The 24,572-nt window shown below is 70.2% G+C and carries 24 protein-coding genes; 15 read left to right on the forward strand and 9 right to left on the reverse strand.

Translation table 11 applies throughout. The features are described from left to right. The first annotated feature begins 1 nt into the window (after window position 1). On the forward strand, window positions 2-613 hold the full coding sequence (locus tag LC452_RS02785) for a hypothetical protein (protein WP_223622497.1): 612 nt from the start codon (window positions 2-4) through the stop codon (window positions 611-613). Then, window positions 610-846, forward strand: coding sequence for a helix-turn-helix transcriptional regulator (locus tag LC452_RS02790; RefSeq protein WP_223622498.1), 237 nt, complete (start codon window positions 610-612; stop codon window positions 844-846). The genes LC452_RS02785 and LC452_RS02790 overlap by 4 nt, the downstream gene beginning before the upstream one ends. 121 nt (window positions 847-967) lie before the next feature. Here LC452_RS02790 and LC452_RS02795 read toward each other — a convergent pair whose 3' ends face one another. Further along, complete coding sequence (locus LC452_RS02795) at window positions 968-1,354, reverse strand: YbjQ family protein (protein WP_223622499.1); 387 nt, start codon at window positions 1,352-1,354, stop codon at window positions 968-970. A gap of 102 nt (window positions 1,355-1,456) precedes the next feature. Here LC452_RS02795 and LC452_RS02800 point away from each other — a divergent pair, with 102 nt between their 5' ends. Next, window positions 1,457-1,798 (forward strand): hypothetical protein, encoded by a 342-nt coding sequence (locus LC452_RS02800; protein ID WP_223622500.1) that lies wholly within the window; start codon window positions 1,457-1,459, stop codon window positions 1,796-1,798. A 146-nt stretch (window positions 1,799-1,944) separates the two neighbouring features. Beyond that, the gene (locus LC452_RS02805) at window positions 1,945-3,372 is read left to right on the forward strand and encodes a dicarboxylate/amino acid:cation symporter (RefSeq protein ID WP_223622501.1); all 1,428 of its coding nucleotides are present in this window, start codon (window positions 1,945-1,947) and stop codon (window positions 3,370-3,372) included. Between the two features lie 60 nt (window positions 3,373-3,432). On the opposite strand, the gene LC452_RS02810 is transcribed toward LC452_RS02805, so the two are convergent. Continuing rightward, entirely contained in the window at window positions 3,433-5,163 is a 1,731-nt protein-coding gene (locus LC452_RS02810) for a sodium:proton antiporter (protein ID WP_223622502.1), read from the reverse strand. Between the two features lie 43 nt (window positions 5,164-5,206). Continuing rightward, window positions 5,207-6,385 (reverse strand): NAD(P)/FAD-dependent oxidoreductase, encoded by a 1,179-nt coding sequence (locus tag LC452_RS02815; protein WP_223622503.1) that lies wholly within the window; start codon window positions 6,383-6,385, stop codon window positions 5,207-5,209. Between the two features lie 78 nt (window positions 6,386-6,463). Between LC452_RS02815 and LC452_RS02820 the strand changes: the two genes are divergently transcribed. The 6 genes from LC452_RS02820 to LC452_RS02845 all read left to right on the forward strand — a co-directional run bounded on the left by LC452_RS02820 (window position 6,464) and on the right by LC452_RS02845 (window position 10,589). Then, complete coding sequence (locus LC452_RS02820) at window positions 6,464-6,973, forward strand: MarR family winged helix-turn-helix transcriptional regulator (protein WP_223622504.1); 510 nt, start codon at window positions 6,464-6,466, stop codon at window positions 6,971-6,973. A gap of 55 nt (window positions 6,974-7,028) precedes the next feature. Beyond that, the gene (locus tag LC452_RS02825; RefSeq protein ID WP_223622505.1) at window positions 7,029-8,069 is read left to right on the forward strand and encodes an LLM class flavin-dependent oxidoreductase; all 1,041 of its coding nucleotides are present in this window, start codon (window positions 7,029-7,031) and stop codon (window positions 8,067-8,069) included. 56 nt (window positions 8,070-8,125) lie between these two features. Continuing rightward, window positions 8,126-9,394, forward strand: coding sequence for a gephyrin-like molybdotransferase Glp (gene glp, locus LC452_RS02830; protein WP_223622506.1), 1,269 nt, complete (start codon window positions 8,126-8,128; stop codon window positions 9,392-9,394). Continuing rightward, window positions 9,391-9,993, forward strand: coding sequence for a molybdenum cofactor guanylyltransferase (locus tag LC452_RS02835; RefSeq protein ID WP_223622507.1), 603 nt, complete (start codon window positions 9,391-9,393; stop codon window positions 9,991-9,993). The genes glp and LC452_RS02835 overlap by 4 nt, the downstream gene beginning before the upstream one ends. Continuing rightward, complete coding sequence (locus LC452_RS02840; protein ID WP_223622508.1) at window positions 9,990-10,271, forward strand: DUF6457 domain-containing protein; 282 nt, start codon at window positions 9,990-9,992, stop codon at window positions 10,269-10,271. The genes LC452_RS02835 and LC452_RS02840 overlap by 4 nt, the downstream gene beginning before the upstream one ends. Before the next feature lie 108 nt (window positions 10,272-10,379). After that, the gene (locus LC452_RS02845; RefSeq protein WP_223622509.1) at window positions 10,380-10,589 is read left to right on the forward strand and encodes a methyltransferase; all 210 of its coding nucleotides are present in this window, start codon (window positions 10,380-10,382) and stop codon (window positions 10,587-10,589) included. A gap of 29 nt (window positions 10,590-10,618) precedes the next feature. On the opposite strand, the gene pheA is transcribed toward LC452_RS02845, so the two are convergent. Further along, entirely contained in the window at window positions 10,619-11,569 is a 951-nt protein-coding gene (pheA, locus tag LC452_RS02850; RefSeq protein WP_223622510.1) for a prephenate dehydratase, read from the reverse strand. Between the two features lie 78 nt (window positions 11,570-11,647). Between pheA and pgm the strand changes: the two genes are divergently transcribed. Beyond that, complete coding sequence (pgm, locus tag LC452_RS02855) at window positions 11,648-13,297, forward strand: phosphoglucomutase (alpha-D-glucose-1,6-bisphosphate-dependent) (RefSeq protein WP_223622511.1); 1,650 nt, start codon at window positions 11,648-11,650, stop codon at window positions 13,295-13,297. 221 nt (window positions 13,298-13,518) lie between these two features. Continuing rightward, window positions 13,519-14,070, forward strand: coding sequence for a hypothetical protein (locus tag LC452_RS02860; RefSeq protein ID WP_223622512.1), 552 nt, complete (start codon window positions 13,519-13,521; stop codon window positions 14,068-14,070). 793 nt (window positions 14,071-14,863) lie between these two features. Here the strand turns inward: LC452_RS02860 and LC452_RS02865 are convergent. From LC452_RS02865 to LC452_RS02875, 3 genes are all read right to left on the reverse strand, one after another. Then, window positions 14,864-15,979 (reverse strand): glycerate kinase, encoded by a 1,116-nt coding sequence (locus tag LC452_RS02865; protein WP_223622513.1) that lies wholly within the window; start codon window positions 15,977-15,979, stop codon window positions 14,864-14,866. 274 nt (window positions 15,980-16,253) lie between these two features. Next, entirely contained in the window at window positions 16,254-17,393 is a 1,140-nt protein-coding gene (locus LC452_RS02870) for a cobalamin-independent methionine synthase II family protein (RefSeq protein WP_223622514.1), read from the reverse strand. A gap of 64 nt (window positions 17,394-17,457) precedes the next feature. After that, window positions 17,458-18,429, reverse strand: a complete 972-nt coding sequence (locus LC452_RS02875; protein ID WP_223624683.1) for a LacI family DNA-binding transcriptional regulator — start codon at window positions 18,427-18,429, stop codon at window positions 17,458-17,460. A 140-nt stretch (window positions 18,430-18,569) separates the two neighbouring features. On the opposite strand from LC452_RS02875, the gene galT reads away from it, so the two are divergent. The 3 genes from galT to galE are packed head-to-tail and all read left to right on the forward strand — an operon-like array spanning window position 18,570 to window position 22,027. Further along, window positions 18,570-19,784 (forward strand): galactose-1-phosphate uridylyltransferase, encoded by a 1,215-nt coding sequence (gene galT / locus LC452_RS02880; RefSeq protein WP_223622515.1) that lies wholly within the window; start codon window positions 18,570-18,572, stop codon window positions 19,782-19,784. Beyond that, window positions 19,781-21,001, forward strand: coding sequence for a galactokinase (gene galK, locus LC452_RS02885; protein ID WP_223622516.1), 1,221 nt, complete (start codon window positions 19,781-19,783; stop codon window positions 20,999-21,001). The genes galT and galK overlap by 4 nt, the downstream gene beginning before the upstream one ends. Window positions 21,002-21,049: 48 nt before the next feature. Continuing rightward, the gene (gene galE, locus LC452_RS02890) at window positions 21,050-22,027 is read left to right on the forward strand and encodes a UDP-glucose 4-epimerase GalE (protein ID WP_223622517.1); all 978 of its coding nucleotides are present in this window, start codon (window positions 21,050-21,052) and stop codon (window positions 22,025-22,027) included. Window positions 22,028-22,310: 283 nt separating this feature from the next. Here the strand turns inward: galE and LC452_RS02895 are convergent, their stop codons facing one another. Both LC452_RS02895 and LC452_RS02900 read right to left on the reverse strand, forming a co-directional pair. Then, window positions 22,311-23,645, reverse strand: a complete 1,335-nt coding sequence (locus LC452_RS02895) for an MFS transporter (protein WP_223622518.1) — start codon at window positions 23,643-23,645, stop codon at window positions 22,311-22,313. After that, window positions 23,642-24,571: a polysaccharide deacetylase family protein gene (locus tag LC452_RS02900; RefSeq protein ID WP_223622519.1), complete on the reverse strand. Its 930-nt coding sequence runs from the start codon at window positions 24,569-24,571 to the stop codon at window positions 23,642-23,644. Before LC452_RS02900 ends, LC452_RS02895 begins: the two co-directional genes overlap by 4 nt. Window position 24,572 lies beyond the last annotated feature (1 nt).

Here is a 24,572-nt window from a genome sequence, read left to right on the forward strand (position 1 = left end):
CATGGCCAAGGATGCCGCGACCCAGGCGAAAGCCGACAAGAACGACCTCCTCACCGCGATCGTCGTCGGCGCACTCGTGATCGGAGTGCTGATCTACGACAGCGTGCAGCGCCTCGGCGCTCTCTTCGGGACCGCCGGTGCCGTGACGGTGACCGCACCGATTCCCTCGCAGACGATCACGGCAACGATCGGCGACGGAGCCCCCGCCACGACCGACATGGCGACCCTCGTCGTCGGCGACGTGAACCTGATCAGCGTGATCTGCCTGGTGCTCGCGATCGTCCTGCGCGGGCTGTGCCTCATCGGAGTCGCAGCGCTGGGAGTGGTGCTGTGCCGCAGGCTTCTGGGCGGTGTCGTGTTCGACCAGCTCAACGCGCGGCTCACCCTCATCATGTCGATGGGCCTTCTCGCCGCGGGGCTCGCAGGGCCGTGGTTCGAGAACATGGGCCTGAACGGCGTCTTCGCCGCTCTCGGCGGTGACTTCGAAGACGCCCGTTGGCTGCTCTTCCGCGACGGCATCCCGCTGTTCGTCGCCGCGATCGCCGTAGGAGTGCTGGTGATCGTGTTCCGACGCGGCACCCGCCTCGAGAAGGAGACGGAGGGCCTGGTGTGAGCCCCGCGGAGAACGACGACGAGTTCACCGGCATCCACTGCCGACTCGACGAGCTGCTCGCCGCACGCGGGATGACGCTCACAGAGCTGAGCGGGCTGGTCGGCGTCAGCATCGTCAACCTGTCGGTGCTGAAGAACGACCGCGCTCGCGCGATCCGCTACTCGACGCTGCGAGCGATCTGCGACGCTCTCGGCTGCGAGGTCGGCGAGCTGCTCGTGCTCTCGCCGCGCTGACGGTTGTGCGGACGCCGTTCCGGTCGCAGTTTCTGCCGCCTTCGACGGCGGCAGGCGGCACGAACTGCGACCTGAGCCGAGGCGGGCGACCTCGACTGCGACCGGAGCAGAGGTGGATGGTTCAGACGGCGGCCGCGGGCGGCGGAGTCGGAGCGGATGCCGCGGGCGGCGGAGTCGGGGCGGATGCCGCAGCGAGCGGTTCCACGACCACGGCGGTGCCGTAGCCGCAGACCTCGCTGAACGTGCCGATCGACCCGGTGTCGAAGCGCATGGCGACGATCGCATTGGCCCCGCGCTGCTGCGCCTCGGCCCACATCCGGCCCATGACGACCTGACGACTCTCGTACATGACCTGCGTGTACTCCGGGATCTCGCCGCCGCCGAGCGCACGGAAACCGGCGGTGAAGCTCTGCCCGAAGTCGGTCGAGCGGACGGTGAGGCCCATGACCTCGCCCAGCACCTGCGTGATGCGATAGCCGGGGACGTCGTTCGTGGTCACGATGAACATGAGGCCATGGTGGCAGAGCGACACCCCCGGCGGGAGGGGGTGGGCAATACTCCCCATGCAAACCCCTCTATGAATCGGCTGTGTAGCGCTAGCGTGAGCACTATGAAGATCAACGACCGGAACCTGCGCACCCCCAGCCGCCTCCTCCTCGCCCTGCCCATCGCCGCGCTCGCGTTCTCGCTCGCCGCGTGCGCAGGGCCCAGCCGCCCGTCCGAAGACGATGTCGCGAAGGGACTCGCCCAGTTCTTCGACAGCCAGGGCATGGGCGACCAGATCGACGCCGACGCCGCCGAGTGCCTGGCGGAATACCTCGTCGACTCCGAGCTGAGCAACGAGACCCTCACGTTCCTCGCCAACGGCGAGGACAAGCAGAAGAACGAGGCCGACAAGGCTCTGACCACGCAGATCATCTCCGACAACGTCCAGGAGTGCATCGCCGACTGATCTCGGCATCAGGCGCAGGGGATGACGGATGCCGCGGCATCCGTCATCCTTCGTCATATCGGCCTCCGGAATGAATCCACGCTCCTAGCGTTGAGCGTTATGGCGTGCACTCGGCACGTCGCTATTCCTGGAGTTCCCCACACACCATGAGCACCACCGCACGCGCCCAGAAGGCGCCTGACACCCGCGGTCCGGTCCGGAAGCTGCTGACGTCTTTCGGCTTCCAGATCCTCGCCGCCCTCGTCCTCGGCATCGCCGCCGGGCTCATCGGCCGCCAGCTCGGCGCGACCGCCGAGAACCCGAACGGCCTGTCCGCGACCCTCGACACGATCGGCAGCTCGTATGTGACGCTGCTGCGCGCCGCCGTCGTGCCGCTGATCTTCACGGCCATCGTCGCGAGCATCTCGAACCTGCGCCGCGTGCAGAACGCCGCCCGCCTCGCGGGTCAGACGCTGCTGTGGTTCGCGATCACCGCGTTCATCGCCGTGACCATCGGCATCGTGCTGGGTCTCGTGATCCAGCCGGGCGCGAAGGCCGGCGAGGGCCTCACCCCCGGTGAGCCGTACACGGTGGGCACCTGGTGGAACTTCCTGCTCGGCCTGATCCCGCAGAACTTCCTCGGCCTCGGCGCGAGCACGCAGGTCGACCTCGAGACCGGAAGCGCGACCTCGAGCATCAGCTTCAACATCCTCCAGGTCATCGTCGTGGCCGCCGCCGTGGGCATCGCCGCCCTCAAGGCCGGCAAGAAGGCCGAGCCGTTCCTCGCCTTCACCGAGTCGCTGCTCAAGGTCATCCAGCGCGTGCTGTGGTGGATCATCCGCATCGCGCCGCTCGGCACGTTCGGCCTGATCGGCGCCGCCGTGATCAAGTACGGCTGGGAGAAGCTGGCTTCCCTCGCCTGGTTCGCCGGCGCGGTCTACATCGGCCTCGCGCTGGTGATCTTCGTCGTCTACCCGATCCTGGTGAAGACGCACGGCCTGTCGATCAAGCAGTACTTCTCGGGCGTGTGGCCCGCCGTGCAGCTCGGCTTCGTCAGCCGCTCGTCGATCGGCACCCTGCCGCTGACCGAGCGCGTCACCGAGCGGAACCTCGGCGTGCCCCGCTCCTACGCCTCGTTCGCCGTGCCGTTCGGCGCGACCACGAAGATGGACGGCTGCGCCGCGATCTACCCGGCGATCGCCGCGATCTTCGTCGCGCAGTTCTTCGGCATCGAGCTGAACTTCGTGCAGTACCTGCTGATCGTGATCGTCTCGGTCGTCGGCTCCGCGGCCACCGCGGGCACCACCGGCGCGACCGTCATGCTCACGCTGACGCTGTCGACCCTGGGCCTGCCGCTCGAGGGCGTCGGCCTGCTGCTCGCGATCGACCCGATCCTCGACATGGGCCGCACCGCGGTCAACGTCGCGGGCCAGGCGCTCGTGCCGACCATCGTCGCCAAGCGCGAGGGCATCCTGAACGAGGAGCTCTACAACGCGCCGCGCGAGGGCCTGCCCTTCGCCGATGACGCGGAGGACGCCGACGACGCGCCGGAGACGGATGCCGCCAGCGACAAGGAGCCGGTCGGCGCCCGCTGACCTGTGCTTCCCGAAGCGCCTCGTCCCCTCGTGGGGCGGGGCGCTTCTGCGTCCGCTGGGTTACGCGCGCTCCTGCGGGCGGGTGGCACCACGGGTGTCGAGCGCGAGCTCTTCGGCATCCATCGCGGTGAGCAGCTCGCGCATCACCTCTTCGTCGAGGTTGCCGGCGTCGCGCTCCGCCAGGAGGATGTCGCGACGCACCTGCAGCCAGCCCCGGGACAGCGCGACGAGGTCTTCGTACGACGGCCGACTCGCGGCGTCCCCCACCTGCTGGGCTTCGTCGGTATCCCTCTCGACCCGGGTCATCCGCTTCGTGAACGCGTCGAAGAGGGGCATGTCGACCTGGCCGTGCTCGGCCTCCCACTCGACGCGCTTCTGGGCGAGGAACTCCTTGCCGGCGGCGCGGCTCTTCTCCTTCACGGCTTCCAGGGCCTTCTCGTCCTCCGCCTCATCGACGTCGCTCGCGATGCCGAGACCGCGGATGAGCATCGGCAATGTCAGCCCCTGCAGCAGCAGCGTCGCCACCGTCACGATGAAGGCGACGACGACGATCGCGTGCGAGGCATCGGAGTCGAGGGCCGCGAGGTCGGCTGCCGCGAGCGCGGTCGCCAGCGTCACGACGCCGCGCATCCCGGCCCAGGAGATGATCGCGTTGTCTCGCCAGGTGAGCTGGAGACCCGCCATCCGGTCGCGCACGACCTGCGTCCGCAGCTCCTCCGGAGTGAACTGCTTCCAACGGCTGGACTGCTGCTGCCGCTTCTCGAACTCGCCGGACTCGAAGCCGCGGTCCATGCGGGCGAGCCGTCTGCGGTCCTGGAAGTTGGACCACGCGCTGACCGGGTAGATGTAGAGCGGACGCACCACCAGCACCACCAGCAGCACCGCGCCCGAGAGCAGCAGGATGTGCCCGACCGATTCGCTGCCGAGGTCGCTGAGCACCCGCGGGAACTGCAATCCGATGTAGGCGAAGACGAAGCTCTCCAGCAGCAGGTCGGCCGAGAGCCACAGCGGCTTCTCCTGCTGCCGCGTCGTGTAGTCGGTGCGCGGCGCGTTGAAGCCGACGTACAGTCCCATCGCGACGACCGCGAGCACTCCCGATCCGAGAAGGTGCTCCGCGATCGCGTAGGCCCCGAACGGCGCGAGCAGGCCGAACGTGCCGATCACGACGGGGTCGTTGATGCGCATGCGCAGCTGGTGCAGCACGACGCCGAAGACGAGGCCGATCGCGACGCCGATGCCGACCGCGAGCAGGAACTGCCAGATGCCGTCCCAGACGGTGAGCGTGGCACCCGCCAGGATCGCCGCGAACACCCGGTACAGCGTCAGCGAGGTGGCGTCGTTGATGAGACTCTCCCCCGACAGCACCGTCATGATGCGCCGTGGGAGCCCGAGCTTGCGGCCGATCGCCGCGGCGGAGACCGCGTCGGGCGGAGCGACGATCGCCCCGAGCAGCAGGGCGCCGGGGAGCGTCAGCGCCGGGAAGATCCACCAGGCCACGAATCCGACGGCGAGCGCGGTGAGCAGCACGAGGGTGACGCCGAGTCGGCGGATCTGCGGCAGGCTGCGCTTGAAGCCCACGAACGACACGTCCAGCGCCGCCGAGTAGAGCAGCGGAGGCAGCACGAGGTTCAGCAGCAGGTGCCCGTCGATGTCGACCTCGGGCACGAAGGGCAGAAAGGACACGGCGAGCGCGACGATCGTGACGAGGAGCGGCGCCGGCCACCCCCGCCAACGTGCGACCGCGGCGACGGCGACCGCTCCGACGAGCACGTAGAAGATCTCGGCATCCATGTGCCCACGCTAGCGGGGGAACGCGCGGGGACGGGAGAGAGGTTCACCAGCGGACGACGTGGTTGTAGAGGTGATCGTTGCGGGTGTCGGACGACGCGTTGCGCAGGAACCTGGGCAGCATCGCGTCGCGGAGTGCGATCCCGAGCCGGGATTTCGTGACGCGCTTGTTCCGGTTGACGGCCCGCGCATACTTCACGACCTCTTCCGCGCGAGGACGCCGGTCGCGCTCGTATGCCGCGAAGGCCTGCTCGTGATCGGCCGCGTCGCGCAGGTGGCGGGCGAGCACGATCGAGTCCTCGAGGGCGAGCGACGCCCCCTGACCGGCGCTGGGAGAGGTGGCGTGCACGGCATCGCCCACGAGCACGAGCCGCCCGCGGTGCCAGTGCGGCACGTGGGTGAGGTCGGACAGCGCATAGGCGCCGATCTCTCCTTCCACGTGCTCGAGGATCTGCGGCACCGGGTACGGATCGTCGGAGTGCAGACCGCGCAGGCGCGCGAGCCAGTCCTCGTCGGACACCGCGCGGATGTCGTCTCGGCTCTCGTCGGGTGCGGTCACGTTCGCGAACCAGTAGGTCGTGCCGTCGTCGCGTACCAGGTAGCCGAAGAACGACTTCGCTCCGAACACCATGTACTGCTCCCCCGGCGTCGGCGCGAGTCCGGGCACCCGGGAGAAGCCGCCGACGCTGATCAGTCCGCTCGGCGCGGGCGCCGGGGCATCCGGATCGATGGTCGCGCGCACGACCGATCCGACGCCGTCCGCGCCGATGAGCACATCGCCGCGGGCGGTCCGTCCGTCGGCGAAGTGCGCGACGACCGCGTCGGGTGTCTCCTCGATGCGCTGCAGCCGGGCGTCGAAGGTGAGCGGGATGCCGGCGTCGACGATCGCGTCGCGGAGCACCTCGTGCAGCCAGGCCCGCCGCACGACGACGCTCCCGCGCGCAGGGTCGGCGGCCGGACCGTTCGGCACCACACCGAGTCGTGCTCCGCGACCGCTGAGCATCACCAGGTGCGGACTGAGGTGGCCGTCCGACACGAGCCGGTCGCGCAGTCCGAGCTCGTCGAGCACCGCGAGCCCGTTGGTGGCCACGTTGAGGAACAGTCCGCCGTAGGGGGCCGGCGCGCTGCGCGCCTCGAACATCTCCACGTCCCAGCCTGCGCGCTGGAGGAAGAGCGCGGTCGCGGGGCCGGCGACGCCGCCGCCGATGATGAGCGCCTTGGGCATGTCACGATCCTTCGATAGTCTGAGAGGAGAAGCGAGACTCTCTAATTCAGAGCCTCTCGAATATAGAGAGATTATCGGATGCCGCAGGAACCGTCAACACGTGACGCCGCCATCGCCCGGCAGGGCGAGGTGATGCGCGAGTTCATGGCCAGAGCCGTGCTGTTCCAGGAAGCCGTCGCACGCTCGGGCGGACTCAACGGCACCGACCTCCAGGCAGTCGGACTGCTGCTGAGCGAAGGACCGGCCACCCCGGGGGAACTGGCGGCGCGCTCCGGCCTCACCGCCGGCGGCGCGGTCACCGCCATGATCGACCGGCTCGAGCGCGCGGGGTTCGTCACCCGCACCCGCGACGAGACCGATCGGCGGCGCGTGATCGTCTCCGCCGTCCCCGAGACCGTGATGGCCCGGGTCGGACACGTCTACGGAAGGGTCGCCGAGCGCTGGGGCGAGTACCTCGACACCCTGACCGACGAGCAGATCGTGTTCGCCAACGAGCTGCTGGAGCGCGCGGCGACCATCAACCGCGAAGAGATGGAGACGCTGCGCACCGAAGGGCGCGGGCGCTCCGCCGAGTCGCCCTCGTCCTGACCCCACGAGCCGATCCGGGGGAATGCTCCGGCGACCCCGCCGGTTGCACAAGGAGATGTCTGAAATCGCGCTCTCCGTCCTCGATCTCGTCCCGGTCCGCACCGGCCAGACCAGCGCCGAGGCCATCGCCTCCTCGCTCGCTCTGGCGGAGACCGCCGACCGGCTCGGCTACCGCCGCTACTGGTTCGCCGAACACCACAACATGCCGGCCGTGGCCTCCACCACACCCCCGGTGCTGATCGCCGCGGCGGCGACCCGCACGACTCGGCTGCGTCTGGGCTCCGGAGGCGTCATGCTCCCGAACCACGCCCCGCTGATCGTCGCCGAGCAGTTCGCCGCCCTCGAGGCCATCGCCCCCGGACGCATCGACCTGGGCCTCGGCCGGGCACCGGGCAGCGACCCGGTCATCACCCAGCTGCTGCGCCAGGCGGGCACGTCGAGCGACGTCGAGCAGTTCCCCCGCCACGTGCAGGACATCGCGGCGCTGGTCTCCGGCGACGGCGCGACTCTGCGCTTCACCTCGGGCGGCGAATACACCGTCCGCGCCACACCCGCGGCGACCGGCGCACCCGAGGTCTGGCTGCTCGGATCGAGCGACTACTCCGCGCAGCTCGCAGCCGCCCAGGGTCTTCCGTACGTGTTCGCCAACCACTTCTCCGGACAGGGACTGGAGCGGGCGCTCGACCTCTACCGCACCGGCTACCAGCCGAGCGAGGAGAACCCGGAGCCGCGCACCTTCCTCACGGTCAACGTCGTCGCCGCGCCCACGGCCGAGGAGGCGGAGGCGCGCGCACTGCCGCAACTGCGCATGATGGCGCGCCTGCGTCTGAACCAGCCCCTCGTCGCGCTGGAGACGGTCGAGGAGGCCGCTGCCGCTGCGACGGATGCCGCCACCGACCAGGTCATCCAGGCGGCACGGTCGCGCTGGTTCGTCGGAACAGGCGAGACGGTCGCCGCCGAGCTGCGCGACTTCGCGGCGACGTACGGCGTCGACGAGGTCATGCTGTCGCCGGTCGCGGGATCCTCCGAGTCCGAGGCGATGAGCATCCCGACCGCTCGCGCGCAGACACTCGAACTCATCGCCGCAGCGCTCTGACGCCGCGGGAGGGGTGACGCCGCGGGAAGGCGGACGCTGCGGCGTACGCTGAGTGCATGCGCGCCGCCTCCCCGACGATCGGCGCCGGGACGACGCGCCGCACGGTCGAGGAGCATCTCGCGGTGATCCTCTCGGCGGCCTCCGCGTTGCCTGCTGAGAGCCTCGCGCTCGTCGACGCGGTCGGTCGCACACTCGCCGCGCCGGTGCACGCCCGCGTCGATGTGCCGCTGTTCGACAACTCCGCGATGGACGGCTTCGCGGTGCGTTTCGCCGACGTCGCCGCCGCCGATGCCGCGCACCCGGTGACGCTGCGCGTGGTCGCCGACATCCCTGCCGGGTCATCCGTCGATCCCACCCTCCTTCCGGGCGAGACGGCCCGGATCATGACGGGCGCACCCGTCCCCACGGCCGCAGACACGGTGGTCCCGGTCGAGCACATCCACGGCGGGTTCGCGGAGTCGACCATCGCCGCCGTCGTGACCGTGTCGCCGCGCGGCGAGGGCGCCCACATCCGACGCCGGGGCGAAGACGTGCGCGCGGGCGAGGAGGTAGCCGCGGCGGGCACCGTCATCGGTCCGCTGCAGGCGACCGCGTTCGCGGCATCCGGCGTTGACCGGGTCGAGGCGGTGCGACGGCCGCGCGTCGCCGTCATCTCCACGGGCAGCGAGCTCGCCCCGACCGGCGGCGAGTTCACCCGCGGGCGGATCCCCGAGTCGAATGCGATCCTGCTCGCCGCGTCGTGCCGTCAGGCGGGAGCCGATCCGGTGCTCGTGACGACGGTGACCGATGACGACGCCGTGTTCGGCGCGGCGTTCGCCCACGCGGTCGACGCGCTCGACGCCGATCTCGTCGTCACATCCGGCGGGGTCAGCGCCGGAGCATACGAGGTCGTCCGCAGCGTGCTGAGCGACCGCATCGCGTTCGCCTCGGTGGCGATGCAGCCCGGTGAGCCGCAGGCCTTCGGGCAGGTCGGCGGTGCGCTCGTCTTCGGCCTGCCCGGCAATCCGGTGAGCGTCGCGATGTCGTTCGAGGCCTTCGTGCGACCGGCGCTGCTGGCACTCCAGGGACGGACGGACCTGCAGCGGCCCACGATCCGGCTGCCCGCCGCGACCGGCTGGCGCACGAAGGAGGGGCGACGGCAGTTCGTGCCTGCCTGCATCGACCGTTCCGATCCGGCGCGTTGGACGGTGCGGCCGGCCGCCGCCGGAGGTTCCGGCTCGCACCTCGCGGCCGGATTGGCGCGGGCAGACGCTTATGCGATCGTGCCGGAGGACGTCGCGACGGTGACCGCCGGAGACCTCGTCGACGTCGTGCTGCTCTCATGACATCGCCGGAGCCCGCCGCGATCGTGCTCGCCGGAGGACGCGCCTCCCGCCTGGGCGGCGCCGACAAACCGCAACTCGTCGTGGACGGTGCGACCCTGCTCGATCACGCGGTGCACGCCGTCTCGTGGTGCGCTCCGATCATCGTGGTCGGGCCGCCCGCGCCCGTGCGCACCGACGTGATCTGGGCTCGCGAGAGTCCCCCTTTCGGCGGGCCGGTGGCGGCGATCGCCGCGGGACTCGCGCATGTCGATCGTGACGAGGTCTGCATCCTCGCCGCCGACATCCCCCGCGCTGTCGACGCCGTCGGCCTGCTGCGCCGGCAGCCGTCCGCCGATGTCGACGGGTCATGCCTCGCCGACGCGACCGGCGCTGCGCAGTGGCTCGTCGGCCGCTACCGCACGGCGGCGCTGCGCACGGCGCTCGACGCGCTGCCGGATGCCGGGCACGATGCGTCGATCCGATCGCTCGTCGCAGGGCTGCGCCTCGACCTCGTGGATGCCGGTGACCTGGCGGCGGATGTCGACACGTGGGACGATCTGGAACGTGCGAGAGCGCGCCCTGCCACCGCGGGGAGCCCCACCGACGAGGAGGACACATGACAGACAAGCCGAGGCATCTCCCCGTCGAAGCCTTGGAGGACTGGACCGCTGCGGCATGCGACCGGCTCGACCTGGATCGCGCCGACGTCGACGTGGCGCTCATCCTCGACCTCGCACGCGATGTCGCGCACGGTGTTGCCCGCCCGGCGGCTCCGCTGAGTGCGTTCCTGGCCGGCCTCGCCGCAGGTCGTGCCGGCGGCTCCCCTGCGGCATCGGCGGCCGCCGCGGCCGCGATCACGGAGCTCGCCGGAGACTGGCGCCCCGCCGACCGGCCCTGACGCGCGGCGTCGCTCGCCTGTCAAGCCCCCTGGTTTTCCGGGGGCGTCAGGCGTAGCGTCACGTTCACGGTCACCAGCCGTGTCATGGCAGTGGAAGGAGTTCCGACGATGAGCACCACGAAGACCCTCGCCCTCTGGGTCGCCTACGGACAGAACGGGGTGGTCGGCAGCATCCGCCACGACGACGACGGTTACGTCGTCACGATGGTGGGATCGGATGCCGCGACCGGCACCTACCCGAGCCTCGCCTCCGCCAAGGGCGCCCTGCACTCGCACATGTCGCCCGGCAGCGATTGGCCCCGCTTCCAGGAGCACTGAGCTCCGCTCGCTGCGGCGTCGACCCGGGGCTAGTCCTCGGGTTCGCCGGAGAGGATGCCGCGCAGCCAGTCCCGCGCCTCGACGAAGACGTCATCGGCGTAGCGGTCGGGGTACTGCACGATCTGCCGGTCTGCGCGGGGATACGAGCCGAGGAACACGACGCGCGGGCTGAACCGGCGGATGCCGAGCAGCGCGTCGGCCATCCGCTCATGCTCGATGTGGCCGTCGGCGTCGATGACGAACCGGTAGCGTCCGAGCTCATCGCCGATCGGACGCGACTCGATCAGCGACAGGTTGATGCCGCGGGTCGAGAACTGCTCGAGCATCTCGAGGAGCGATCCGGGGTGGTCGTGCGGCAGCTCCACGATGAGCGAGGTCTTGTCGGCGCCGGTCGGCTCGGGAGGCGTCGTCGTGCGGGTGACCAGCACGAACCGGGTCACGGCCTGGGCGTTGTCGCCGATGCCCTCGGCCAGCACCTCGACGTCGTAGTGCTTCACGATGCCGGGAGCCGCGATGGCGGCCTGCGCCGGAAGCGATCCGTCGAGCACCCCGATCGCGGAGGCCACGTTGCTGGCCGCCGGCACGTGCGAGTGCGAGGGCACGTTCGCACCGAGCCAGCCGTGGCACTGCGCGTACGCGACCGGGTGGGCGGCGATGACCTCGACCTGATCGAGCGTGGTCCCGCGCGGCGCGACGAGCACGAAGTTCACCCGCACGAGGTACTCGCCGATGATGCGCAGACCCGGCAGCGTGGCGAGCGCATCCTGCGTGGTGGAGACACCGCCCTCGATCGAGTTCTCGATCGCGATCATGGCGGCGTCGCTGCGGCCCTCGAGAACGTCGTCGAGAGCCTCGCCCACGTTGTGCACGGGGCGCCAGTCCTGCCCTCGCGCCTCGGCGACCTGATCGAGTGCCGCCTCCGTGAAGGTTCCGGCGGGGCCGAGGTAGCTGTAGGTGCGGCGTTCAGTCACGCGTTTCACCTTAGCCCTCGGCGACTCCCCCGCGATTCGGATGTCAAGACGGATGCGATCCCTGCGAACAGGGGGCAGACTGAGGGAATGACGAGCCGTGCCGGCCTCCCCGCGGAGGACACTGACCTGATCGACGTCGACGAGCTGATCGCCGCCTACTACGACCGCGTGCCGAACCCGGAGGTCGCTGCCGAGCGGGTCGTCTTCGGCACGAGCGGACACCGCGGCTCGTCGCTGTCGAACAGCTTCAACGAGACGCACATCCTCGCCACGACGCAGGCGATCGTCGACTACCGCACCTCGCAGGGCATCACCGGTCCGCTCTTCCTCGGGCGCGACACCCATGCCCTCTCGCTGCCCGCCGAGCGCAGCGCGATCGAGGTGCTGCTCGCGAACGGCGTCGACGTGCGCGTGGACTCTCGCGACGCCTGGGTGCCGACGCCGGCTCTGAGCCACGCGATCCTCACCTACAACCGCACCCTCGTCTCGGGTGAGGGCAACGCCGGCCGCGCCGACGGCATCGTCGTCACCCCGTCGCACAACCCGCCCCGCGACGGCGGCTTCAAGTACAACCCGCCGCACGGCGGACCGGCCGACACCGATGCCACGGGCTGGATCGCCGACCGCGCCAACGAGCTGATCACGAACGGGCTCGAGGGCGTCCAGCGCGAGCGCTTCGCCGACGTCGACTGGGACGCGATCACCGGCTACGACTTCCGCGACGCCTACGTGCGCGACCTCCCCTCGATCATCGACATCGACGCGATCCGCCGCGCGGGCGTGCGCATCGGCGCCGATCCCCTCGGCGGCGCGTCGGTCGAGTATTGGGCGCTCATCGCCGAGGTCCACGATCTCGACCTCACGGTCGTCAACCCCGAGGTCGACCCGACCTGGCGCTTCATGACGCTGGACTGGGACGAGAAGATCCGGATGGACCCGTCCTCCCCGTCGGCGATGGCGTCGCTCGTCGCCAAGAAGGGCGACTACGACGTGCTCACGGGCAACGACGCCGACGCCGACCGGCACGGCATCGTCACCCCAGATGCCGGGCTGATGAACCCGAACCACTACCTCGCGGTCGCGATCGACTACCTCTACTCGCACCGCAGCGAGTGGCCGCGGGATGCCGCGATCGGCAAGACCCTCGTGTCGTCGATGATCATCGACCGCGTCGCCGAATCGCTGGGCCGGCACCTGCTGGAAGTGCCCGTCGGCTTCAAGTGGTTCGTGCCGGGCCTGCTCGACGGCTCGGTCGCGTTCGGCGGCGAGGAGTCCGCCGGCGCGTCGTTCCTCCGCCGGGACGGCTCCGTCTGGTCGACCGACAAGGACGGCATCCTGCTGTGCCTGCTCGCTGCCGAGATCATCGCGGTGACGGGCAAGACGCCGTCGGAGCGGTACGCCGAGCTCGAGGAGGCCTTCGGATCGTCGGCCTACCAGCGCGTCGACGCCCCCGCGACGCCGGAGCAGAAGGCGACGCTCGGCAAGCTCTCCGCGGATGCCGTGACCGCGACGACGATCGCCGGCGAGGAGATCACCGCGAAGCTGACCCACGCGCCCGGAAACGGCGCGGCGATCGGCGGCCTCAAGGTGCAGACCGAGCACGCCTGGTTCGCCGCGCGCCCGTCGGGGACCGAAGACGTCTACAAGCTGTACGCCGAGAGCCTGCGCGGCCCCGAGCACCTCGCCGAGGTGCAGGCCGAGGCCCGCGCCGTCGTGTCGGCGGCGCTCGGCGGCTGAACCCGGTCGTTGAGCGAGCGCAGCGAGACGAAACGTCGCTGCGCTCGCTCGCTCAACGACCGGAGAGCGACGCGCGGGCGAGTCGAAACGCCCAAGGGCGTGTTGCTGAACCGTTTCGGTGCCGCGCGGGCGACTCTTCATGCGTGTCGCGTGATGTGATTTCTGCCGAGGTGTGGGCTGCGCGAACTTAGGGGCCGGACAAAGCACCGTTGGAGAAAATCATGACGACCTATGATCAGTTGCTGGAATCGGCGCGCGAACAGTACGCCGTGCCCGCCATGCCTCTGGTGAACGACGTTGTCGCCTTCCTCACTTCGCTCGGTGCGGTACCGCTAGATCTCCACCGGTACCGCAAGAACCTGATCGATGAATACGTGGATCCCGAGCTCGCGACCATCGCCCTCACACTCCACGCACCGCAACTCTTGCATCAGCGTGCGATCGCTGAAGAACTCGAGAATTTCGGCTCGGACGTAGACCCGGAGTACGATCCGCTCGAGTATGGAGAGATAAACAAAGAATGGACCGTCTTCTCCCACGAGCTCGAGGAGTTGTCACGCATTCACGTCGTACTGGAGCGAGCAGACCTTGCGTCGGAACGTGCAGGCAACTTCCGAGTTCATGGAGGCGCGCAGTGGCTGCGCGAAACCCTCTGGGCCGCCACGGGTGTAGTACCGAGGGATCCCGGCTACCCCACCCGTGACTCCGCGCTCTTCAGGCAAGCATTCCCGTTCGCGGGTCGAGCTTCATTCACTGGGGCGCCTGTCGAATGACTGACGGTCGCACCGGCCGCGGGGCACGCACAGCGCGTGCCGCATGGGTCATTGCTCGCGTGTTCTCAGGCAATGGAGTTTTGGCATACGTGACTTTCGGAGCACATGCGTGGACTCTGGCGGTGGTCGGATCTCAGCATGTCGTTCTTTCCGCCGACGGGACCGGGGCCGTGGTCGTGGCTCCTTACGCGCCCTTCCGAAGTCTCGCTCGGACGGTAGTCACACTGCTTTCACTCCTCACGCCCGCCGTCCTAGCGTCGATCATTCTGATTGCTGTCCCCACGCTCGCGTTCGCGTATCTCGCTCTCATCGTCTCGGCCCTGACGGTACTGACTCTGTTTTGGATACTGGTGGGAGCCGCGGTTGCGGCGGCGCGCTCAGGTCCTCAGGCGGCCCCGATCGGCCCCGAGACTCCGCCTGGGCCGCGGGTCGTTGTCTCAGGTTTGGCTCAAATACCCGGTACGCACTCTGACCTGATCCCCCGCCTTCGCTCCCGGCTCCGCAACCTACCCAGCGGCACAGTGGTGGTCGCCTCAGCAGGCACATCCGAGCTTGCCGAGCGCTATCAGCGGCTCGGCCTTGTTCGCGGGCATGAGCAGCGCCTCTATATGGTTCTGTGAACATCAATTGCCTGCTCAGCGGACGCTCATGAGAGTTGATGGACTGGGTGCCCGTCAGCTCGGCATCACGAGTCACCCGCATGCCTTCCCGCGCGCCGCCGCACGGCTTTAGGACACACGCCCTCGGCCTGCCACGACCTCGAGGCGTTTCGACTCCTTCGCTGCGCCCTCACTCAACGACCGGCGAGCGAGGCGCGGGCGAGCTCCGCGCCGGCGTCGCGCAGCCAGCGGGCGGGTTCGGCGAGGGCGGCATCCGACGATCCGGCGATCTGCGTGAGCGAGGCGGATGCCGCGAACAGGCTCGTGTCGGAATCATCGGTGATGCGTCCGGCGGCGAGCATCGCCCGCGCCCCGGCGTCGGCGGCCAGTGATGCGATGAACGAGGGGACCTTGCCGTCGCCGGACTGCCCGTCGTACGAGCCCTCTCCGGTGATGACCACGTCGGCGTCGGCGATCGCGTCGGCGAGGCCGATGAGTTCCGCCACCTCGGCCGCGCCGGGGGCGAGCACGCCGCCCCAGACGACGAGCGCTCCGCCGGTTCCTCCGGCCGCACCCGTCCCAGGCAGATCCGCGTCGAGGCCCAGCAGCGCGGCAAGGTGACCGAGGCCGTGATCGGCGCGCGTGATGTCGGTCACGGAGTTCAGCCCCTTCTGCGGGCCGAAGACGGCGGAGGCACCCCGCGGGCCTACGAGCGGATTCGTGACATCGGTGAGCACACGGACCTCGGGGGCCGCGCGGAGCCCTGCCAGGTCGACGGAGGCGAGGTCGGCGAGACCGCGGGCCCCGCGTTCGACCGGAGCGCCCGAGGCGTCGAGGAAGCGCGCGCCCAGGGCGGACAGCATCCCGGTGCCGCCGTCGGTCGAACCGCTGGAGCCGATGCCGACGACGATCCGCGAGACGCCGTGATCGAGCGCGGCGGCGATCGCCTGGCCGAAGCCGGTCGTGTCGGCATCCCAGGGTCGGAGCTTCTCGAGGAGCTCGATCCCCGAGGTCGAGGCGAGGTCGATCACCGCGGTGCCGTCTGCGGCATCCGGGGTCGGCGGCAGCAGCAGCCACGTCGCGTCGATCATCGCCCCGGTCGGCCCCTCGACCGTGACGGGCATGTGCCGGGCTCCCGGAACCGCCGCCGCGAAGGCCGCGACCGTTCCCTCGCCACCATCGGCCATCGGCCGGTGCACGAACTCCGCGCTCGGATCGACCTCGGACCATCCGGCCTCGAGAGCCGCCGCGGCATCCGCCGCCGTGATCGTTCCCTTGAAGCTGTCCGGAGCCAGCACGACCCGCGTCATGCCGAGACCTCGGGCAGCGCGGGTGCGGCATCTCGCCCCGGACTTCCCGGGCGACGGGCGGACGCAGGCTCGGCAGGAGACGAAGACGCGCTCATGATCCAGAGCCTAGTGCGAGGACGCCGACCGCTTCGGGCGCCGAGGTCGAACGGAGTGCCCGATCCGCGATCGAGAACGTCGCAGAACGACCCGAACGTCGCAGAGTTCTGCCCGTACGCTGCGAGATTCGCGTCGTTCTGCGAGAGACCTGCCGTCGAGTTGCGGACGCGGCGAGGACTCAGCGCTGCCGGGAGCTCGCGATCTCGGCCCCGACCGCCAGCGTCTCGAGCTTCGCGTAGACGATGTCGGGATCGACCGCGCCGAACCCGGCGAAGGTCGAGAACCCGCAGTCCGATCCGGCGATGACCCGGTCGGCGCCGACGAGAGCCGTGAACTGCGCGATGCGCTGCGCCACCACCTCGGGATGCTCGATGAAGTTCGTGGTCGAGTCGATCACGCCGGGGATGAGCACGCGGTCGTCCGGCACGAGGTCGGCGTGATCGCGGAAGGCCTGCCAGTCGTGCTGGTGCCGCGGGTTCGACGCTTCGAAGAGCAGACCCTGGGGCTTCGCCTTCATCAGTGCGGGAAGGATCGTGCGCATCTCGATGTCGCGGTGATGCGGCCCCTCGTAGTTGCCCCAGCACACGTGCATCCGCACCCGCTCTGCCGGCACGTTGCGGAGCGCGTGGTCGAGCACCTCGACGTGGCGCTCGACGACCCGCAGATACTCGTCGTCGGTGCTGTGCTTGTACGTCATGTGCCGGCCGAGCCCGATGTCGGGGCTGTCGATCTGGAGGAGGAAGCCTGCGGCGACGATCGCCTCGTACTCCGGACGCATCGCCTCGGCGAGCGCCTCGAGGTAGGCATCCGGATCGCCGTAGTACTCATCCGGCTGGAAGAGCGCGATCACGCCGGGCGACGCCGCGTTCATGAATGCGCCGGCGGGATGATGCCGCTCCACGGCCGCCTGCAGATGCCGCAGGTCGGCGTCGAGCGGCGCGAGCGTCTTCGGTGCGATCGGACCGACGCAGCGCGGCCGACGGTACGTGGGCGTGCCGCCACTGCTCGCCTGCCGTCGCAGGAACCCGGGGAACTCCTCCAGGTCGGCCGGCGGCGTGCGCGGGCTGTCGCCGTCGAAGCCCGTGATCCGGTCCTTGATGTACGTCGCGTACGAGATCTTCGACATCTCGCCGTCGGCCACGATATCGATCCCGGCGGCCACCTGACGGCGGATCGACTCGTCGACCGCATCGCCGATGACCGCGTCGAACTGCGATGCGTCGACGGTCTCGCCGCGCTCCTGCGCGAAGACGAGATCGGTGACGGCGGCGCTCCGCGGGAGCGAGCCGACGTGGGTGGTCAGGATGCGGTCAGCCATATATCGCAGTCTGACATACGCATGCATTCCCGGCCAGCGCGCTGTCGTGGCGACCCGTGCGAGGTCAGCGCGCTGCCGTGCTGTCCCGCTCCACGAGTCGCGTCGGGATGACCGAGGTCGATCCGCCGGCATCCGACCCGGCGGCATCCTCACCCTCGATCTCCGCCACCAGGGCGCCGACGGCGCGCTGCGCGAGGACCGTGAAGTCCTGACGGATCGTGGTCAGCGGAGGGCGGTAGTTCGCGGCATCCGGCACGTCGTCGAAGCCGATCACGCTGACGTCCTCCGGCACGCGGCGGCCGGCCTCCGCGAACGCGCGCAGCAGGCCGAGCGCCATCTGGTCGTTGGCGCAGAAGACGGCGGATGCCGAAGCCAGGGCGGCACCGGCGGCGAACCCGGCATCGGCGGTCCAGTCGCCGCGCACGACGTCGGGCGCCGCGATGCCCGCCGCGGCGAGGGTGTCGCGCCAGCCGCGCTCGCGTTCCGTCGCCGCGTAGGAGTCGACGGGACCCGCGAGGTGGTGCACGGCGTCATGCCCGAGCTCGAGCAGCCGCGCTGTCGCCGCTGCCGCTCCGCCGCGGTGATCGCTGTGCACGGCGGCGAAGCCGGCGTCGGTCGGCGCGTCGACCACGACGAGGCGGAGCCCCACGGGTCGCGCATCTGCGGAGACCTGCGCCGAGGCCTCGTTCAGCACGATCGCACCGTCGACCTCCTGCTCGGCCAAGCGGTCGAACGCCGAGGCGACGCCGTCGGCCGCGGTCACGACGGTGAGGGCGTAGCCGCGTTCCGCCGCGGCCTCGGCCGTGGCCTGCAGCATCCGGGAGTTCCCGACCGTGGCGAGCGTCGTGACCACGAGGCCGATCGTCTGGGACCGGCCGGTGCGCAGGGCTCGGGCGGCGCGATGCGGGCGATATCCGAGCTCGGCCATCGCCTTCTCGACGCGGGCCCTGGTCGCGGGGTCGACGCGGGGGCTGTCGTTGACCACGCGGGAGACGGTCTGCCCGGAGACACCGGCGCGAGAGGCGACCATCGCCATCGACACGCGTCCGGACGACGGACGGCGGGACCGGGGCCGCGGGTCGGCGAGACGATCGAGATCGCTGTCGGTCACCGGCATCCTCCGTTCACTACTCAGGAATGTTGACGTTATCACGGCGATGTGCGTACCATGTTTACGTGAACACGAAAGATGTTGCTGAGTTGCGCACCGAAGAACTCGGTGCTGGTGTCGTCAAGCGGGCCACCACCCTGGCCGACGGCCGCGACCTGATCTACTACGACGACCCCGGCACGACGCTCGGCGCTGAGCGCGCCGTCGACGCCCGCAGGCTCGACCCGCGCCCCGCCACCGCCACGATGCGCCTCGACGTGCTCACCGGTGACTGGATCACGGTCGCCGCGAACCGGCAGAACCGCGTCATGATGCCGAGCGCATCCGCCGACCCGCTCGCCCCGCAGACGCCCGACAACCCCTCCGAGGTGCCGTCGCTGTACGACGTCGCGGTGTTCGAGAACCGCTCCCCCGCGTTCGGCCCCGCACTGGCCGAAGCCCTCGGCACGGCTCCCGCGGCCGCGAATCCTCCGCGCGGCCTCGACGATCTCGCCGCCCTCGGGCTCGGTCGCACCCGCACCTCGGTCGGCCGCTGCGAGGTCGTCTGCTTCAGCCCCGAGCACTCCGGCTCCTTCGGCACCCAGTCGGTCACCCGCGCCCGCACCGTGATCGAGGCTTGGGCCGACCGCACCGCGGCCTTGTCGCAGCTCCCGGGCATCGAGCAGATCTTCCCGTTCGAGAACCGCGGCGAGGCGATCGGCGTGACGCTGCCGCATCCGCACGGCCAGATCTACGCCTACCCGTACGTGACGCCGCGCACCACCCGGCTCCTCGACTCGATCGATCGGACCGCGCCGGATCTGTTCCAGCACATCCTCGAATTCGAGCAGGCGTCGGAGCGGGTCGTCTTCCGCGGCGAGCACTGGACGGCCTTCGTGCCGTTCGCCGCGCGCTGGCCCCTCGAGGTGCACCTGATGCCGCACCGTCACGTTCCCGATTTCGCGGAGACGACGGATGCCGAACGCGACGAGCTCGCGCCGCTCTACCTGCGCCTGCTGCGCGGCGTCGATGCGCTCTACGAGACCCCGACCCCGTACATCGCCGCCTGGCACCAGGCTCCCGTGAACGTCGGCCGCGACACCGTGCGCCTGCACCTGCAGCTCACGAGTCCGCGTCGGGCGGCCGACAAGCTGAAGTTCCTCGCCGGATCCGAGGCCGCGATGTGGGCCTGGGCCGCCGAGGTCACCCCCGAACAGGGCGCCGCCCGCATCCGCGAGGCGATCGAGCGCGCCGACGCCGCCGGCGCGACCCCGTCGATCGGCGAGGAGGAATCCGCATGACCCTGTCCGAGACGCACGAGACCGAGACGCAGGATGCCGCGCGCGCACTCTTCGTCGAACTGACCGGCCGTGAGCCCGACGGACTGTGGTCGGCGCCCGGGCGGGTGAACCTCATCGGCGAGCACACCGACTACAACGACGGCTTCGTGCTCCCGTTCGCGATCCCGCACCGCACCGTCGCCGCGGTCGGCCTTCGCCATGACGACCGTGGCCGTGTCCGCGTCGCCTCGACCTTCGCGGAGGAGCCGGTGGAGGTCGCCCTCGACGAGCTCGACGACCTGTTCCCCACGACCACGGGCGCCGAACCGGCCGTTCCCGAGTGGGCCGCGTATCCCCTCGGCGTCGCGTGGGCGCTGCGCCAGGCCGCCGCGGATGCCCATGGGCACGGGTTCCGCGGCATCGATATCGCGATCGCCTCCGATGTGCCGGTCGGCGCCGGGCTCTCCTCGTCCGCCGCGATCGAGGGAGCGGCAGCATCCGCTCTGAACGAGCTCTGGAGCACGGGGCTCGATCGCACCGCGCTCGCGCGCGTGGGCCGTCGTGCCGAGAACGAGGCCGTAGGTGCCCCGACCGGCATCATGGACCAGATGGCGTCGATGCTCGGAGAGACGGATGCCGCGATCTTCCTCGACTGCCGCTCGCTCGAAGCCCAGGTCGTGCCCCTCGGCGTGGCAGAGGCGGGGCTCGCGATCCTCGCCATGGACACGCGCGTCAAGCACGCGCACTCGACCGGCGGCTACGGCGAGCGCCGCGCGTCGTGCGAGCTCGGCGCGAAGATCATGGGCGTCCCGGCGCTGCGCGATGTGTCGACCTCCGACCTCCCGCGCGCCCAGGAGCTGATGGACGACGTGACCTTCCGCCGCGTGCGCCACATCGTCACCGAGAACCAGCGCGTGCTCGACACGGTGCGCGTGCTGCGCGAGCAGGGCGCGCGGGCGATCGGTGACCTGCTCGTCGCCTCGCACGTCTCGATGCGCGACGACTTCGAGATCTCGGTCCCCGAGCTCGACACCGCCGTCGACGCGGCCCTCTCCGCAGGGGCGCTGGGTGCGCGGATGACCGGCGGAGGCTTCGGCGGCGCGGCGATCGCGCTGGTCGAGCAGGATGCCGTCACGACCGTGTCGGATGCCGTGGCCGCGGCGTTCGCGGCATCCGGCTTCCGCGCCCCCGCCCTGTTCACGGTCACGCCGTCGGCCGGGGCTCACCGCGACGCCTGACAGAATGATCAGTCGACCGAGCCGCGCCCGCGGCAGGAGAGGAACGCAATGTCCTGGATCGTGACCGGCGGCGCCGGCTACATCGGAGCCCACGTCGTCCGCGCCCTGGCGGATGCCGGTCTCACGCCCGTCGTGCTCGACGACCTCTCCAGCGGCGTCGCATCGTTCGTGCCAGAGGGCGTGCCGTTCGTGCAGGGCAGCATCCTCGACCGCGAGCTCGTCGAGAAGGCGCTGCGCGACCACGACGCCGACGGCGTGATCCACGTCGCCGGATACAAGTACGCCGGAGTCTCGGTCCAGCGACCGCTGCACACCTACGCGCAGAACGTGGAGGGCACCCGTGTGATCCTCGAGGCGATGGAGGCCGCAGGAGTCGCGAACATCGTCTTCTCGTCGTCTGCGGCCGTGTTCGGCACCCCCGACGTCGCCCTCGTCGAAGAGGACGCCGCCAAGAAGCCGGCCAGCCCCTACGGAGAGTCCAAGCTCATCGGCGAATGGCTGCTGCGCGACCAGGCGATCGCGACCGCCGACTCCGAGCATCCGCTCCGCCACACCTCGCTGCGCTACTTCAACGTCGTCGGATCGGCCGACCCGACCGTCTACGACGTCAGCCCCCACAACCTGTTCCCCATCGTCTTCGAAGCACTGATCGCCGGGAAGACCCCGAAGATCTTCGGCGACGACTACGCCACGGAAGACGGCACCAACGTGCGCGACTACGTGCACGTCGGCGACATCGCCGCCGCACACGTCGAAGCGGCCCAGCGTCTCGCAGGCGGACAGCCCATCGAACCCGCCTACAACCTCGGCTCCGGCGACGGCCTCAGCGTGAAGCAGATCATGGATGCCGTCGCCCGCGTCACCGGCATCGACTTCACCCCCGAGATCGGCCCGCGCCGCCCCGGCGACCCCGACCGCATCGTCGCCACGGGAGAGCTCGCCGCCCGCGACCTGGACTGGAAGATGCGGTACTCGGTGGATGCAATGGTGGCGACCGGTTGGGAAGCTCGGCGGGCGGCTGTTTAGTTCGTTCGTGGTTTCTTAGGTCTCTCGGGGGCGGGTGCGGGGAACGCGCCGCCGCTCGCAGAGCGGGGCGCCCCTCCCCGCAAGCGGGTCCCCTCCCCGATGCTCGCTTCGGCGCGATCCCCGCACCCGCAGTCGCGTCACTGCCCGAGTTCTCCATGGCGGAGGTACGAGGAGGCAGCGGCTCGCTTCGCTCTCCGACTGCGTGCGGTGTCTGTGGGGGCGCTACCCGGTCGTTGAGCGACGGAGCGGAGCGGAGGAGACGAAACGTCCCCGCCAACGCGGGTCAGAGGTCGCGGGTGCGGATGGGGTAGAGGAAGAAGCACAGCCAGGCGAGAGCGGTGAAAGCGAGGGGGATCACCGCGAGCATCAGGCGGATGCCGCCGTCGACGCTGTCGGGCTGCGCATCGCCGAGAGCAGCATCGAAACCGGATGCGGTCAGCACCCAGGCCGCGACGACCGCCTGGAGCACGACCGAACCGCGTACCACGAAGCCGTTGACCCCGAAGTAGGCGCCTTCGCGGCGGTGACCGGTGCGCACGGCATCCGCGTCGATGATCTGCGCGAGCATCACCTCGAGCAGCTGCAGCAGCCCTCCGACGCCGACGCCGACCGCGACTCCGACGAGAGCAGCGCCGAGCACATTCGACGGCGCCAGGTATCCGAGCACCGCGACGCCGAACACGGCGACGCTCCACAGCAGAGCCGTGCGTGGGCTCGTGCGACGCACGACAGCACTCCACAACAGGATCGAGGGGATCGCGGTGACGAAGATCGCGCCGAGCAGCAGGCTGCCCTCCCCGTCGGCGGCGCCCAGCGAGTAACGGACGTAGAACGGGATCGCGGCGAGGATCACGGCGATCGCGGTCTGCACGAACAACGACCCGAGCACGTAGGGCACGAAGGCCCTGTTCCGGAACGTGTATGTCACCTGGTCGCGAAAGCGCATCGGCGCCGTCGCGGTCGCGGCATCCTCCGGCACACGCCGCTCGATCATGCCGCCGAGGAACGACCACACGAGCAGCACCAGGCAGACTCCGCCCAGCACGAGGGCCATGCCCGGCCAGCCGATCGTGTCGTACAGGAGGGGCGCGCCGGCCGTGCCGAGCACGATGCCGAGGATCGCGAAGATCTGCCGGGGCACGTTGCCTCTGGCGCGCTCGTCGGTGGTGCGGAAGATCTCCGGGAACAGCGCCGAGACGTTCAGCACCACGACCACGAAGGCGATGTCGTACACGGCCACGACGATGAGGAACCAGGCGATGAGACCCGCGACCGGGAGTTCGGGTGGCATCCAGACCAGGGCGAACGCGACGACCAGCGGCACGATGCCGAGGCCGATCCAGGGGATGCGGCGGCCCCACGGCGTGCGGATCCGGTCGGAGAGCGCGCCGACGACGGGGTTCAGCACGGCGTTCAGGATGCCGTGCGCGATCATCGCGACCGCGACCCAGGCCGCGGGCACCGCGAGCTGCGAGACGTAGAAGTAGACGACGAACGCCGAGAACGTCTGCGCCATCAGCTGGGTGGGGAACCCTGAGGCTCCGAAGGCGATCGACTGCGCCCGGGTGGGCGCCGCGTCCAGGCGGCGCTCGCGGAGCCGCCCGCCCAGCGAAGTCATCGGATGCGACTCCGCTGCAGGTCGCGCAGATCGCGCCAGCCCACGCGCACGAGGGCTTCATCCTCGATCGCCTGCAGGACCACCGGGTCGCTCAGGAGCCGCAGTTCGTAGCCGCGTTTCACGGCGCCGAAGTCGACGGCCGCACGCAGTTCGTCGTCGTCGACCATCGGATGCAGGTAGATCTCGGTCAGGCCCGCAGGCACGGCGCGCAGCAGAGCGACGAAGCCGTCGCGCACCTGCTCGTAGGTCTCCTCCTCTGCCGTCCCCTCTCCGAGGAGCGGGAACGGGTGGCTCCACAGGCGGTCGACGATCTCGACGCCCGCGGCGTCGGCTCCGGCGGCCGCGTCGTCGAGTTTCGCCTGCAGCGCGGCATCCGCTCCCACGCCGTCCATACTGCGCGGCAGGCGGAAGGGGAGGCCGTGGCGGGCGGCGAGCTCGAACACCGGACGGAGGAAGTCGCGGCCGGTGAGAAGCCCGTAGACCGATCCCATGTGGTTGTCGAGGTGAGTGACGTCGACGCCGGCGTCGAGTGCGGCCTGCAGCTGCGCGGCGATCTCGGCGGCGACGTCGTCGTCGGAGGCCGTCTGCTCGACGACGGCGGTGTCGGCGGGGAAGAAGCCGTCGGCGTCGACGAGGGTGGTCGCGGTGCCGGTCAGCGGACGCCAGCGGTAGCGGGTCCATTCGCTGGTCAGCACGAGGTGCACGCCGACGTCGAGGTCGGAGCGGGAGGCGGCGAAGGCGAGGGCCTCCGGCGACCAGGCGCACGGCACCATGACCGTGGTCGAGTCGATCCGCCCGGCGGTGAGCAGCTCGACGATGGCCGTGTTGGCCGCATGGCACATGCCGAAGTCGTCGGCGTTGAGGATGATGGCCCGCGCGCCCGGCGCGAGTCCGAGGCGATCGGCGAGGTCGGACGGAGCGGTCATC

Origin of the sequence: Microbacterium sp. EST19A (assembly GCF_019969685.1) — a bacterium.
GTDB lineage: Bacteria > Actinomycetota > Actinomycetes > Actinomycetales > Microbacteriaceae > Microbacterium.